Source organism: Anaerolineales bacterium, assembly GCA_016928575.1.
Lineage (GTDB): Bacteria > Chloroflexota > Anaerolineae > Anaerolineales > RBG-16-64-43 > JAFGKK01.
This window is the reverse complement of the sequence record JAFGKK010000071.1, coordinates 1-14,391: the sequence shown is the minus strand read 5'-3', so window position 1 is coordinate 14,391 and position 14,391 is coordinate 1. Positions and strand designations below refer to the sequence as shown.

The following is a 14,391-nucleotide window of genomic DNA, read 5'->3' as shown; positions in this document are numbered from 1 at the left end:
CGATGCGAACTCTCGGGGATGACAGCAATCATCAAGTTCGCTATGCCCGCGTGGAAAAAGCCGCCCCCCGAGCGCTACCAACGGGAGCAGTAATCTGGGCAACGGAAAACCCGGAGCATGCCTGACGGACGCCTGCCAAGAACACGCGGGGGTGACGGATCTTTTTTTTGGAGAATTGCGTATGGCCATCGATCAATGGGAAGAAGAAGAATTCGACGAATCCTGGGATACCGGCACCCTGCGCCGGATGCTGGAACTCGCCGCCCGCCACAAGGCGTGGTTGTGGGGTTTTGTCGGCACTGTCGCCTTGGTGGCGCTTTCGGATTCGTACTTCAACTATCTGAAGAAGCTGGTGATCGACGAAGCAATCATCCCCGGCGAACCCCGGGCGCTGATCCGGATCGGCGGGCTGTTCCTCCTGCTCTCCCTTGCCCAGGCGGCCATGGTCTTCACGTTCATCTACCTGGCCGGCTTGCTCGGCGAGCGGATCCAATACGACCTGCGCCGCAGCATGTTCGCCAAGCTTCAGGAGCTTTCCTTCAGCTACTTCGACCGGACCCCCGTCGGCTGGATCATGTCGCGGGTCACCTCGGATCCTTCCAAGGTGGCGGACCTCGTGACCTGGGGCCTGCTCGATTCCACCTGGGCGGTGATGAGCATCGTCTCCTCGGTGGGTTTCATGCTCTACCTGAAGTGGGATCTCGGGATCCTGGTCTTCCTGACGATCCCGGTGCTGGTAATGGCCGGGGCGCTGTTCAAACAGCGCATCATCCGCCAGTTCCGCAAAGTGCGCCGGGTGAACTCGAAGATCACCGCCGCCTTCAACGAGACAATCACCGGGGTGCGGGTGATCAAGGCCCTCGGGCGCGAACAGCGCAACCTGCGCGAATTCCGGGTTCGGACCGACGAAATGTACGCCGCCGGATTCCGCGCGGCGTGGCTCTCGGCCCTGTTCCTGCCGGTGGTGCAGGGGATCGGCGCCTTGGCGCTGGCGGCGGTGGCTTGGTTCGGCGGGGCGCAGGTCCTTGGAGGCACGGTCTCGATCGGTACGATCCAAGCCTTCATCGGATACGTCACCTTCATGCTTTGGCCGGTGCAGGACCTGGCGCGCGTGTTTTCCGAGATGCAGCACGCCATCGCCTCCGCCGAGCGCTCCTTTTCGCTGGTGGATTCGCGGCCCGAGATCGTCGACCGCCCCGGCGCCGTCGCAGCCGAATCCTTGCGCGGGGCGGTGGAATTCGACCGCGTATCCTTCTGGTACAAGGAAGGCGAGCCGGTGCTGGAGGATTTCTCCCTGCGGGTGGGCGAGAACACTTCGATCGCGCTCGTCGGTCCGACCGGCGGGGGCAAGACGACCATCGCCAGCCTGCTGTGCCGGTTCTACGAGCCGCGCCGCGGCGTGATCCGCATCGCCGGGCGGGATTACACCACGCTGACCCAGAAAGCGATCCAATCCCGGATCGGCGTCGTTCTGCAGACTCCGCACCTCTTTTCCGGGACCGTCCGCGAAAACATCCGCTACGGACGCCTGGACGCGACCGACACTGAAATCGCCGAGGCGGGGCGCGTCGCCGGGGCCGACGAGTTCATCCGGACGCTCGAGAAGGGCTACGATACCGAGGTCGGCCAGGGCGGCAACCGGCTCTCCACCGGGCAGAAGCAGCTGATCAGCCTGGCCCGGGCGGTGCTGGTCCAGCCCGATATCCTGATCATGGACGAGGCCACCAGCTCGGTCGACACGGTCACCGAGGCGCTGATCCAGCGCGGGATGGAGAGCCTCATGCACGGCCGAATCTCGTTCGTCATTGCCCACCGGCTATCCACCATCCGCCGCGCCGACCGGATCGTCGTCGTCGAGAGCGGGCGGATCTGCGAGCAGGGCACCCACGCCGAATTGCTCCGCCTGCGCGGGAGGTATCACCGGCTGTACACCCAGCAGTTCCGGATGGAGCGGCTGCGCGAGATCGACCTGGGCACCGCCCGCGGGCTGCTGGACGCGGGGCAACCCTAAGGGTTCCCAAGGGTTGCCGCCAACCCTTGGGAACCCTTAGGGTTGCCAAGGGTTCGGGTACAATTGCGCCCATGCCGTTTGTCGCGTTTCTTTCGGGGGCCATGGTCATTTCGCTTTCCGGAGTCATGGCCCCCGGCCCGGTCACCGCGGTTACGATCGGAAAAGGGGGCCGGTCCCCCCACGCCGGCGCCTGGATCGCCGTAGGGCATGGGATCGTCGAAATTCCCCTCATGATCCTGCTCGCGCTGGGGATCGGCCGGTTCCTGGCCGACCCCGCCGTGAAGATCGTTTTCGGCGCGCTCGGCGGCCTCTTTTTGCTGTACATGGCGGTTGGATTGCTGCGCCAGGCCGGGCGGGCGGCGGTCGCCCCGGCGGCGTTCGCCGGAACCCCGCTCGCCGCTGGGATCCTGCTCAGCCTGGGCAACCCCTATTTCTTCCTCTGGTGGGCGACGGTCGGCACGGCGCTGATCCTGCAATCCTGGGAGTTCGGGCTGGCGGGCTTTATCGGCCTCTGCGTGGGACACTGGCTGTGCGATTTTTTTTGGGGATATTTCCTCTCGGCGCTGTCCTTCGCCGGCGGCAAGTTCTTCGGCAACCGCTTCCAGCGCGCGGTCTTCGCTGTCTGCGGCGTGGGTTTGCTTTTCTTCGGCGGACGCTTCCTCTATGACGCGGTCGCTTCGCTTCTTGCTTGACTTCGGGATTTTTCACCGCAAAGACGCCAAGAACGCAAAGAATTCCTCAGGATAAAAAAAACGAGACGGCTCAGCCGGTGGTCGTCATCCCGGCGCCCGCCCTCGGCGTGTTCTGCGCCGGGGGTGTTTTTTTCCGGTATCGATCGAATGAGAAAAAAACGCTGGATCCCGGCTTCGAGCATCCCCGCTTTGCGCGTGCAGGCGCCGGGATGACGAACAAAACCAATATCACAGCAAGGTTTTCTAACAGGGTGTTGAAAAAGCCCGTAAAGGGTGTCATTGCGAGCGACCGCAGGGAGCGAAGCGATCTCCTTCGCTGGAAAAAGAGGGAGATTGCTTCGCCCGCCCCGGCGCGGGGTGGGCCGGGGGCGTTTCGCTCCCCCGGTCTCGCCGCGGCGAAGCCGGGGCGGGGCTCGCAATGACATCGCTAGGCTTTTTCAACACACTGCTAATGGTTTTTCCACGAGAATAGATAGCCCAAGCAGATACATAAAAAACTCTACGTCCTTCGCGTCTTCGCGGTGAAGAGGTTTACCCCGAAAGCGGCTTGAATCCCTCGCCCAGTGCCTCGTGCGCCTGGCCGATCACCACGAACGCCCCCGGATCCGCCTCGTGGATGATTTCCTTGAGCGGGTTGACCTCCGAGCGGCTGACGACACAGAAGAGAATCGGCCGTTCCTCTCCGGAATACAAACCCATTCCCTGCCACGTCGTCACGCCGCGGCTCAGGTCACGCATGATCTTCTCACCCACCTCTTGCGGCCGGTCTGTGATGATGGTGGCGGCGCGCACTACGCCAAAGCCTTCCGAAGCCAGCTCCGCCGCCAGGCCGCAGACGTACAACCCCACCACCGCGTACAGCGCCAAAGTCCAGCCGAAGGCCAGCCCTGAACCGATCACCACCAGCGTGTCGGTGAGCAGGTAACTTTCGCTGAGGGGGATGCCGCGCCATTTGCCCAGCAGCCGGGCGAGGATGTCGGTCCCGCCGGTGGTCCCCTTGGCGCGGAAGACAAGTCCCAGCCCGCCGCCGAGCAGCGCGCCGCCGAACAGCGCGTTGAGGAAGGAATCGTCGGTGAGGTTCCTGGGGAGGAACAATCCCAGCACGTCGATCAGGACGGCGTACACGCCCACGGCCAGGAACGTGCGGAGCAGGAAGCGGCGTCCGCCCAGGAAGCGCCAGCCGAGCAGGAACAGCGGGATGTTGAAGAGGATGATCATCACGCCGATCGGCCAGCCGCTGTAGCGGTTGACGATCTGCGCGATCCCGCTGACCCCGCCCGCGGCCAACCGGCCGGGGATCAGGAACAGGTCCAACCCGACGGCTTGGATCGCCGAGCCGAGGATGATCATTATGATGTCCCTCAGGGTGGCCCAGGATTTCATGGCTTCATCTCCGATTCGTCGATTTCCAAAAAGCGATTGTACTCGGATTGACCAACCGGGGCATGGGGGAGCGGACGCGCGGCCAAGCGGGGTGGGCGAATCCGGCCGCAGATCATGGACCGCAGACCATGGACTATAGACCACGGACCATGGACCATAGACCATGGACTATGGACCATAGACGATGGCCGATTATCACTCGTGCGTTCTAATTGGCTTCCAAAGGAAAAATGAAAAAAACATCACACAATGTGCCGAACGCGCTCCTAGGCGCACGGAGAAACCAGGAGGAAAGACGGCCATGGTCCGCCGTCCATCGTCCGTGGTCTGAGACATCGCGATAGTATTCCGCGCATGATGTACAATAATCCTATGGGGGAAGACCGTTCGCAGGAGAATCCCATGGCTCACCGCAACCATTTCGCTTCCGACAACTGTTCCGGAATCTGCCCGGAGGCGCTGCAAACCCTATTGGAAGCCAACCAAGGCTATGAAATATCCTACGGCGAGGACCCCTGGACGGAGGAGGTTTGCGAAGAACTGCGGCGGATTTTCGAGACGGACTGTGAAGTTTTTTTCGTGTACAACGGCACCGCCGCCAACTCGCTGGCGCTGTCCGCCTCCTGCCAGTCCTATCACAGCATCATCTGCGCGGATACCGCCCATGTGGAAACCGACGAATGCGGCGCGCCCGAATTCTTCACCAACGGCGCCAAACTGCTGACAGGCAAGCACGTCCAAGGCAAGCTGCAGCCCGAAAGCATCGAGCGGATCTTCCACGGCGGGCGCGGAATCCACTTCCCCAAACCGCAGGCGGTCAGCGTCACCCAGTCCACCGAACTCGGCACTTCCTACCGGCCGGCGGAGCTGCGGGAAATCAGCCGGGTCGCCATGAAGAACAACCTTCACATCCATATGGACGGGGCGCGTTTCGCCAACGCCCTGGCGTTCCTCGGACTGACGCCCAAGGAAATCAGCTGGCAGTGCGGGGTGGACGTGCTGTGCCTGGGCGGAACGAAGAACGGCCTGGCGGTCGGGGAGATCGTGATGTTCTTCAACAAACCGTTGGCGGAAGATTTCGCCTACCGCTGCAAACAGTCCGGCCAGCTGGCCTCGAAGATGCGTTTTCTGGCCGCGCCGTGGAAGGGGCTGCTGCGGGATGGAATCTGGCTTAAGCATGCGGCCCACGCCAACCGATGCGCGGCGCTTCTCGCCGCACAACTCCGCGACCTGCCGGAGTTGGAAATCCAGATGCCGGTCGAAGCCAACGCGGTCTTTGTGAGGATGCCGCTGGCGTTGATCCGCAACCTGCACGATCAGGGATGGCATTTCTACAACTTCATCGGCGAGGATGGCGTGCGGCTGATGTGCTCGTGGAACACGCGGGAGGAAGATATCCGCGAGTTTGTGGGGGAGGTGAAGAAGAACTTGGCTAAGACATCCTAGCCGTCGGCCCCTCGATTATCCCTCACCTTTGCCGAAAGGCCATCGGCGTTCCCCTCTCCCAGCATAGGCTGGGAGAGGGGTTTGGGGTGAGGGGGGAAAAGCCGAAAAGGATGGACCATACAGTATCCTGGGTGTCGGCTGAAAACACCCTCACTCGCGAAATCTTCGCATTGGAAGATCGCCAATGCTCATCGCTCGGGGGGCAGCCCGTCCCGGCTCCGCCGTGCGGGCCGGGGGCGCGGGCATGACAATCTTGTCCGTCATCCCCGCGCCTGCCCCCGCGGGATATCCCGGAACCGGAGAAGTCCGGTGCCGGGATGGACATGAAGTGGGGGTGATCTCAGCGGGGATCCAGTGGCTTGATCGGTGATGTCCACAGCGGACGCTGAGAGCCGCTGGATGCCCGCGAAAGACACCCAGGCATGACGAACTTCTTTCCGTTTCCGAAAATCAAAAAAGGCCCGGCATGATGCCGGGCCTTTGTCCTGTCCGAAGGATTCACCGTCTTACTTGCCCGCGCATCTTCGGATCCATAATGTCGCGCAGCGCATCGCCGACCAGATTCCACCCCAGGACAAAGAGAATCAGGGTGATGCCCGGGTAGACGATGATGTACCAGTACTTCGTGAACACCGAAATGTAGTTTCGCGCGAACGAAATCACCTGGCCCCAATCCGCGTACCCGACCTCCGTCCCGATGCCGAGGAACGACAACGCCGCGAAGGAGATTACCAGACTCCCGATGTCCATCGACGCCAGGACGAGCGTGGGATAGATCGCATTGGGGACGATGTGCTTGAACAGGATCCGCAGGTCGCTCACGCCCACCACCCGCGCGGCCATGATGTAATCCCGCTCGCGGATCGAAAGGATGTCGCCGCGGATCAGGCGCGCGTAGCTCATCCACCCGAAGGTGATGATCGCGATCGTCGGTGGCCAGATCCCCTTTCCCAGAATGGGGGTGAGCACCGCCGAGAGGGTGAGCGCGGCGAAAATGAACGGGAAGGCCATGAAGACCTCGGTGATGCGCATCAGCACTTCGTCGAGCCAGCCGCCGTAAAAGGCGGAGACGGATCCGATAATGATCCCGATCAGCAGAGTCACGCCCTCGATGATCACCCCGACGATGATCGCCGTCCGCGTCCCCCACACCAGGCCGTAAAAAATATCCCATCCGCCGCTGGACGTGCCGAGGATGTGGACCCACTCGTCAGAGCCGGTCAGCGGCTTGTACCAGAAGGGCAGTTCCGGCGGCCGGCGCAGCCATTTGTCGCCCGGCGGAAACGGGACGGCGTTGTATCCGTCGCGCGGGATCATGAACGGATCGGCGTTCTCCACCGGCGGGATGATCACCGGCGCGAAAAGCGCCACCAGAACAAAGAACAGGATCAGGCAGATGCCGATCACCGACAGCGGGTTGGTCAGCACACCGCGGAAGATGCGGTAAAACTCCGGCCCGAGAAACCGCTCCAGCCGCCCGATTTCCCTCAGCGGGATGGCTTCTTCCGAAAGAGTCATCATCGATGCGCGTGCGTTCTTCATGGAGAAGGCGACCTTTCAGCTCAGCCGGATCCGCGGATCGAGCATGGCGTAGAGGATGTCGACGACCAGGTTGGACAGGATCAATATCAGGCCGGTGACCATCGTGAAGGCGAGCACGGTCACCACGTCGAAGCTCCCGGCGGCGTTGGCGGCGGCCGAGCCCATGCCGGGGTAGTTGAAGATCGTCTCGGTGATCACCACGCCACCGAGCAGGTAGGCGACGGTGATCCCGCTGTAGGTGGCCACCGGAATCAGCGCATTCGGGCGGGCGTGTTTGTTGATCACGTCCTTCTCGGTCGCGCCCTTGGCGCGCGCCGTGGTGACGTATTCCTGGCGCAGGGTTTCCAGCATCGAGGAGCGGGTGATGCGCAGAAAGGCCGCCCAGGAAGTGTAGGAGAGGGTGATGATCGGAAGGACCAAGTGGCGGATGGCGTCCCACCAAATGTCCAACCGGCCGTTGAGGATCGCGTCCACGGTGATCAGGCTGGTGTATTGCCTGTAGTCCGGGGAGAGGATCACCATTTTCACCGAATCCGAAATCCTTTCCACCGGAAACCAGCGCAGTTGGGCGTAGAAAATCATCATCAGCAGGATCCCCAGGACGAACACGGGAAAGGAGTATCCGACGATGCTGAACACCCGCGCCAGTTGGTCGATCCATTGGTTGTGCCGGACCGCCGCCTGCACTCCGAGCCACACTCCGACGAGGATGATCGGGAGAAACGCGTACAACGTCAGTTCCAGGGTGGCCGGAAAACGCGCTTGCAACAGCTCGACGACCGGGCGGCTGAACGAGCGCGAGAAGCCGAACTCGCCGCGCAGGATCCCGCCGACCACCTCCCCCTCGTTGTCCGGATCCGGCCGGCCGACCAGCCAGTGCCAGTATTGCATGTAGATCGGATCGTTGAGGCCGTACTTGGTGATGATCCCCTGCATCACGGCCTCGTTCTTGGGGATATCCCGGATGTACAGCGCGGAGCGCGCCGACGGGCCGAGGATCCACAGCATGAGGAAGATCAGAATCGTCATCCCGACCAGGGTGATCGGCATGATCAGCAGTCGGCGGATGATGTAATTGATCACGGGCAATTCCTCTGTCTTTTCGTTTCCGGCGGGACGTTCCCCTCCCGTCCACGGGACGGGAGGGGAACGTTTTGGTCCAGCGGAAGCAGGCTCCCGCTAGCCAGAACGGGTTAACTCTTCCACAACACGTAGTAGTAGTTGTAGGAATACAGCGAGTTGGTGTAGTACCCGTTCACCCAGCGCTGCATGTAGCGGCGTGCGCCGGTTTGCGCCAGGATGACCGCCGGCGCGTTTTCAAAGTACAGCTTGTTGAAGTCCTTGTAGATCGCGGTCCGCTTGGCCGGATCGGTTTCCGTGGCGCCCTGTTCCACCAGCGGCCGGAACTGATCCAGCAGTTCCTGCGGCAGACCCTGCTTGCCGCCGAAAGCCCCCGCGGTGTAGGTGAAGGTCCAGTTGTGCGGATCGGGGATGTCTTCGATCCAGCCGATGATGAAGAACGGCAGCTTCTTGGTCTGGTAGGCTTCCAGATAGTTCGGCCATTCCAGGCTCTGGGATTCCACCTTGAACTTCGGGTTGACGGCGCTGATGTTGTCGCGGAAGATCTGGGCCACCGCTTGGCGCGAGGTGTTGCCGGCGTTGTAGCCGACGATCAGCCGGAAACCGGTATCCCACAGGCTCTTTCCGTCCTCGGATTTCCAGGTTGAGGCTTTGAACTCCGCCTCGCACATGGCCGGGTCGTAGGTGTAGTGGTCGCCGTCCGGATCGTCGCCGAGCTCGCCGAGCAGCATCACGTTGTTGGCCTGAACGCCCTCGCCCTGGGCCACGTCGCGGATGTAGATGTCCCAGTCGAAGCAGTAGTTGAAGGCCTTGCGGATGTGGATGTCGGAGAAGAAGTCCGGCGGAACGCCGTTGCCGTCGATCTTGCCGGAGCCGATGAAGTCGTTGCCGCCTTCGGTGTTGATCTTGAAGTTGAAAAAGGCGTCGGTCCGGTTGGAGACGTCCTGGTTGACGTAGCGGACGAGCGGCTTGGCGGCGTCGTCGATCGTGCACACTCCGGCCTGGTCGCAGGTGGCGCCCACTTCTTCATCCATCACCGGCCAGTCCTGCGCGCTCCCGGCCTGGATCATGTCGGCATCGCCGGCCAGCATTGCCGCAAAGCGGGTGCTGAATTCCTCGACGAATTTGATGATCACGGTCTTGAGCTTGGGGGCGCCGGTCGGAGCGCCTTCCCAGAGCGGCTTGGAAACCCAGTAATCCTCGTTCGATTCGAGGATCACTTCGGTATCGCCCCATTCCTTCAGCTTGTAAGGGCCGGTTCCGTTGGCTCCCTTGCCGAGCTGCTTCTGGTTCACCTCTTCGGAGGTCGGGGCGTAGTAGTTCTGCCAGGTGCCGCAGTCGCCGTCCCACCCGCCGTTGGCGGCCACCCAGTCCTGTTCCTGAATGCTGCCCCAGAAGCCGGCGAAGGTGATCACGAACGGACCCCAGGGCTGGGCCAGGTGGAAGGTGACGGTGTTGGCCGCGTTGTCGGCGACGATCTTGGATTTCACCGTCTCGCACAGGCCCGCCAGCGCCGCGGGGTCCTCCGCCTTGAGCGCTTCGCGGTTGTCGATCAATCCCTTCGACTCGTCGGGATCCAGCTGGTCGACGATGTCGTTCCAGACCGTGCTGCCCATCAGCGGCTCAATGAACAACCACTGTGGGGAGATCGATCCGGCCGAGAGCACGCCGCGCTGGAAGCTGAAGGCCACGTCATCGGCCGTCATTTCACTGCCGCTGTGGAACTTTACGCCCTTGCGCAGCTTGAAGGTGACGGTCAGCCCGTCGGCCGAGACGCCGCCGTTTTCCTTGGTCGGCACTTCTGTGGCCAGCATCGGGACCAGTTCGGTCTTCACGTCCCGCTTGTAGGTGACCAGCGTGTCGTAGACGTTCTGGAGAATTTCGCCGCTCGCGGTGTCGTAGGCCAGCGTCGGATCGAGGGTGTCCGGGCCGCCGGCGATCTCCTGGATCACGAAGGTCGTCGGGTCTTTGGACTTGAAGCCCGCGGAAAAGTCCGCGGCTTTTGGTCCGCAGGCGGACAGAACCAGGAGCGCGACGATTGCGGTCGTGAAGGTTGTCGCCAAGGTTCGCTTTCGCATGTTCTTTCCTCCTTAGGGAATGTTCGGAAAGACTACGAGCTTGCACGGACGCAATTGCCAGAATTGGATGCTTTCCGCCACCTCCTTTCCTAAGCGTCCCGCCTCTCCCTGCGATTCTTGCGGTTCTCTTCTCCCGTGGTGCGCTTAGCCCTGCTTCATGAATCGTTCCGCGAAGTGGCACGCCACCCAGTGCCCGGCGTGCGCTTCGCGCCACTCCGGCTCCTCTTCCACGCACCGGGTTTCCGCGTACATGCAGCGGGTGTGAAAGACGCATCCGGCGGGCGGATTGGCCGGGCTGGGGACGTCGCCGGCGAGGATGATCCGCTGGCGTTGCTCTTCAAGCACCGGATCGGGGATTGGGATGGCCGAGAGCAGCGCCTGGGTGTAGGGGTGCAGCGGATCGACGTACACCTCCTCGCGGTCGGCCAGCTCCATCAGCCTGCCCAGATACATCACCGCCACGCGGTTGGAGATGTGGCGGACCATGCTCAGGTCGTGGGCGATGAACAGGTAGGTCAGCCCCATCTTCTTCTGGATGTCTTCCAGCAGGTTGACCACCTGGGCCTGGATCGAGACGTCGAGGGCCGAGATCGGCTCGTCGCACACGATAAAGGAGGGATCCAGCGCCAGCGCCCGGGCGATCCCCACCCTTTGCCGCTGGCCGCCGGAGAATTCGTGCGGGTAGCGTCCGGCGTACAGCGGATTGAGCCCCACCACCTGCAAGAGGTACGCGACCCGGTCGTTTTTTTCCTTGCCGCGGCAGGTATTGTGGACTTCCAGCGGTTCGCTGACGATCTCGCCGATCGTCATCCGCGGGTTTAGCGAGGCGTAGGGGTCCTGGAAAATCATCTGCATCTTGCGCCGCCGCCCCCGCAACGCCTGGCCGCGCAGTTGGATCAGGTCTTCGCCGTCTAATTCCACGCTTCCGGCGGTCGGCCGGTACAGTTGGAGGATCGCCCTTCCGGTGGTGGATTTGCCGCAGCCGCTTTCCCCCACCAGCCCGAGGGTTTCCCCGCGGATGATGTCGAAGGAGATCCCGTCGACGGCTTTGATCGATCCCACCTGGCGCTGGAACACGCCGCGCAGGATGGGGAAATGCATCTTGAGGCCGCGGACCCGCAGCAGGACGTCGGAGGATCGGGGGGCTTCGGCGTTGGTGGGCATGCTCATCCTCGCGGCTTCCCGGCATCGATGTTCCACCAGCAGGCCGCCGTGTGCCCGTCGTTGACCGATTCGAGCGGCGGATTCTCCGCTTTGCATCGGTCGAAGGCGTACGGACAGCGCGGCACGAACGGGCATCCCACCGGAGGCTGGCACATGTCCGGCGGAAGGCCCTTGATGTTGGTCAGCCTCACCGTCTGCTGTTCGTCCAGGCGCGGGAGCGATCCCAGCAGGCCGCGCGTGTAAGGGTGCTGGGGGTTGGCGTAGAGTTCCTTGACCGTGGCGTGCTCGACGATGAACCCGGCGTACATCACCGCCACGCGGTGGGCGATCCCCGCAATCACCCCCAAATCGTGGGTGATCCAGATGATCGCCATCCGGTATTCGTCGCGGAGCTTTTTCACCAATTCGACGAACTGGGCCTGGATGGTCACGTCGAGCGCAGTGGTGGGCTCGTCGGCGATCAGCAGGTCCGGGTTGCACGCCAAGGCCATCGCGATCATCACCCGCTGGCGCATCCCCCCGGAAAATTGGTGCGGGTAATCCGCCAGCCGCTTTTCGGGGCAGGGAATGCCGACCTGGTTCAGGAGTTCCACCACCCGGGTCCGGGCGTCGGTGAACGACATCTTCTTGTGGATGAAAAGCGGTTCGGCGACCTGCTTCTCGATGGTGATCACCGGATTGAGCGAGGTCATCGGGTCCTGGAAGACCATCCCGATCTGCGATCCGCGGACGCGGCGGATCTCCTCCGGCGCCATGCGCAGCAGGTCCTGCCCGCGGAACATCGCCTTTCCGGATTCGATCCGGCCCGGCGGCATGGGGATCAGCCGCAGGAGGGAGTGCACGGAAACGCTTTTCCCGCAGCCGCTTTCGCCGACCACGCCCAGCGTCTCGCTCTCATCCACGTGGAAACTCACGCCGTTGACGGCGTGCACCGTTTCCGTTTCGGTATAGAATTTTGTCACCAGGTCTTTTACCGCGAGGACTTCGGGCATGGATTCCTATCCGCCAGTCTGAGGATCGGGTGGGGTGGTGTTGCCGAAAACGATCATATGTAGGGATTTTAGCATAATGTTGTTCTTTTTGAGTTATCGCAAGCAGCCCAAAAGGGCCATCTTTGTCCGCCGTCTTTCCAACTCGCACCCGCCAATTCTACAGCCTCTTTGCGGATTCTGCCGGCCGCCCGGACACCGCCTTTGGGAGGGTTCGGTCGATGCCAAACCGGGCCGTGCGTTCCAGCGGGCTGCCCCTGCCTCCCGGAAGACGATGCGTGGGCGGTTTACCCCTCCACCCAGACCGCTTGGCTGCTGTTCCAACCGATCCTCCCCGTCAACCTGGGCAAGAAATCCGGGGCCGCCGCGGAGTAGAGGTCGCCGTTTTCCAGCGCGATCAGCAGTGTGTCGCCGGAGACGGCGTCCCAGATCAGCAGACTCACGTTTGCCGCAAGGATCTCCCGCCAATCTGCTCCGGCGGGTTTGACCGCCACCCGGCCGCGGCGGTCCGCGACGACTTCCCACGCCTGATGGCCTGCGGCGGAAACCGCCGGATGGTAGGAGGCTCCCGCCGCCGGCGGATCGTAGCGGCTCTCCCCATCGGCGGAAAAGAGGGCGGCCGGATAGGCGTAGAAAACCCCGCTTTCGGCGAGCCAGAAGACTTCCAAGGTTTGTTCCTCCATCAGCCGGATAGGCTCCGGCCGGTCGGGCGGAAGCAGGTACGTCCCGGGGGAAATCCCGCACTCGCAGTCCGGGCCGACGGAAACCATGGCGGTCCGGTTTCCGGGGGACCAGGCGGGTCGGGCGTGCAGGCATCCTTCCAGGACCGGCGCCGCCTCGCCGGTGACCAGATCCACCGCCCGCAAATCGCGGGCGATGCATTCTGTGTCGCTGTCGTACACCAGGTAATGGGTCCCGTCCCGCCAGCCGACGAAGTTGAGGTGGGTGCCCAGCGGCGCCGGCTGGGGGATCATTTCGCCGTCGGATAGGCGCACCGCCCAGAAGCCCTGCATCGGGTCGAAGGTCACGTACGTTTGGCCGTACGGCGGAAGCCAATTGACCCCGAAGAAGAGCAGGTAATCCCCGTCCGGAGACCAGATCGGATGGATTGCCTGGGAAGGATCCTCCGCATGGCGCCGGGATTCCTCCCGCTCGCGGTCATAGGTAAAGAGGTCCGTCGTAGGCCCCAGGATCGCATTGACGTACGCCAAGACCCCGCCTTGTCCGGGCCGCCAAGCCAGGTTCGGGAATTCGGTGATCGCGTAGTAGGCGAACGCCTTTAGGGACAGAGAATCGAGTGCCAAGTCCAGGCGGGTGATATCGAGCAGGCGGGCGACGGTCGTCGTACTTCCTCCGGGGATATCCACCAGGAGCAGGTCGATGCCCGTCTTCCCGATCGCCGCCACGGCCAGGCTGTCGCCGCCGGGCGCAACCGCGTCATGCAAATCCTGGTTGCATTTGCCGGTTCCATATTCGGACATCCGGGTGGGAAAGCCGCCGTCGGGGTTGGCGATCCAAATCCCTTGGCCGCTGTCGAAGAGAACGTGCGGCCCGGAGGCATTCAAACCGGCGGGCGCAGGGGTTTCGGCGGGAGTTGTCGGGATCGGTGTATTCTTTGCGATCTGGGAGGGGGAGGCCTCGGTCGCGGGCGGAGGGGTCGGGCTGGATCCGGAGGCGGCTGGTGAGGCGGATGGATTGCTTCCGCAAGCGGCAAGGAACAGCGGCAGGAGGAAGGAAGCGAAAAGGATCCGGGGATTGAGCATTTTTCCGGGAGACCCGATCCATTCGGCCCGATGCGGAGCGATTATACCCCCGGCTGGAAATCCCCCCGATCGCCGCTTGGATAGTCATTCCGAAGAGACCTCAGAATAATTGCAGGGGATAAGCTCGGCCACAAAAAGCGCAAAAACCAAAAGAAAGATTGCATTTTCCGGCCTAATCCGGCCGCCCGTTTCGGAGTTATCCGGCCGGTGATTCCGGAGTTATCCGGCCACCCATTCCGGAGT

Annotated in this window: 10 protein-coding genes; 3 read left to right on the top strand and 7 right to left on the bottom strand. The window is 62.7% G+C overall.

Annotated features, from left to right (window positions below):
• Nucleotides 1-181 precede the first annotated feature (181 nt).
• Both JW929_09685 and JW929_09680 read left to right on the top strand, forming a co-directional pair.
• Entirely contained in the window at nt 182-2,011 is a 1,830-nt protein-coding gene (locus JW929_09685; GenBank protein ID MBN1439668.1) for an ABC transporter ATP-binding protein, read from the top strand.
• 71 nt (nt 2,012-2,082) lie between these two features.
• The gene (locus JW929_09680) at nt 2,083-2,703 is read left to right on the top strand and encodes a LysE family transporter (GenBank protein MBN1439667.1); all 621 of its coding nucleotides are present in this window, start codon (nt 2,083-2,085) and stop codon (nt 2,701-2,703) included.
• 531 nt (nt 2,704-3,234) lie between these two features.
• On the opposite strand, the gene JW929_09675 is transcribed toward JW929_09680, so the two are convergent.
• Nucleotides 3,235-4,086, bottom strand: a complete 852-nt coding sequence (locus JW929_09675; protein MBN1439666.1) for a YitT family protein — start codon at nt 4,084-4,086, stop codon at nt 3,235-3,237.
• 402 nt (nt 4,087-4,488) lie between these two features.
• On the opposite strand from JW929_09675, the gene JW929_09670 reads away from it, so the two are divergent.
• Nucleotides 4,489-5,532: a low specificity L-threonine aldolase gene (locus tag JW929_09670; protein MBN1439665.1), complete on the top strand. Its 1,044-nt coding sequence runs from the start codon at nt 4,489-4,491 to the stop codon at nt 5,530-5,532.
• Between the two features lie 498 nt (nt 5,533-6,030).
• Here JW929_09670 and JW929_09665 read toward each other — a convergent pair whose 3' ends face one another.
• The 6 genes from JW929_09665 to JW929_09640 all read right to left on the bottom strand — a co-directional run bounded on the left by JW929_09665 (nt 6,031) and on the right by JW929_09640 (nt 14,148).
• Complete coding sequence (locus tag JW929_09665) at nt 6,031-7,074, bottom strand: ABC transporter permease (GenBank protein MBN1439664.1); 1,044 nt, start codon at nt 7,072-7,074, stop codon at nt 6,031-6,033.
• A 15-nt stretch (nt 7,075-7,089) separates the two neighbouring features.
• On the bottom strand, nt 7,090-8,157 hold the full coding sequence (locus JW929_09660; protein ID MBN1439663.1) for an ABC transporter permease: 1,068 nt from the start codon (nt 8,155-8,157) through the stop codon (nt 7,090-7,092).
• A gap of 110 nt (nt 8,158-8,267) precedes the next feature.
• Complete coding sequence (locus tag JW929_09655) at nt 8,268-10,232, bottom strand: ABC transporter substrate-binding protein (GenBank protein ID MBN1439662.1); 1,965 nt, start codon at nt 10,230-10,232, stop codon at nt 8,268-8,270.
• A gap of 144 nt (nt 10,233-10,376) precedes the next feature.
• Nucleotides 10,377-11,396, bottom strand: coding sequence for a dipeptide ABC transporter ATP-binding protein (locus JW929_09650; protein MBN1439661.1), 1,020 nt, complete (start codon nt 11,394-11,396; stop codon nt 10,377-10,379).
• A gap of 2 nt (nt 11,397-11,398) precedes the next feature.
• Entirely contained in the window at nt 11,399-12,388 is a 990-nt protein-coding gene (locus tag JW929_09645; GenBank protein ID MBN1439660.1) for an ABC transporter ATP-binding protein, read from the bottom strand.
• Nucleotides 12,389-12,672: 284 nt separating this feature from the next.
• Complete coding sequence (locus tag JW929_09640) at nt 12,673-14,148, bottom strand: hypothetical protein (GenBank protein ID MBN1439659.1); 1,476 nt, start codon at nt 14,146-14,148, stop codon at nt 12,673-12,675.
• Between the last annotated feature and the right edge of the window lie 243 nt (nt 14,149-14,391).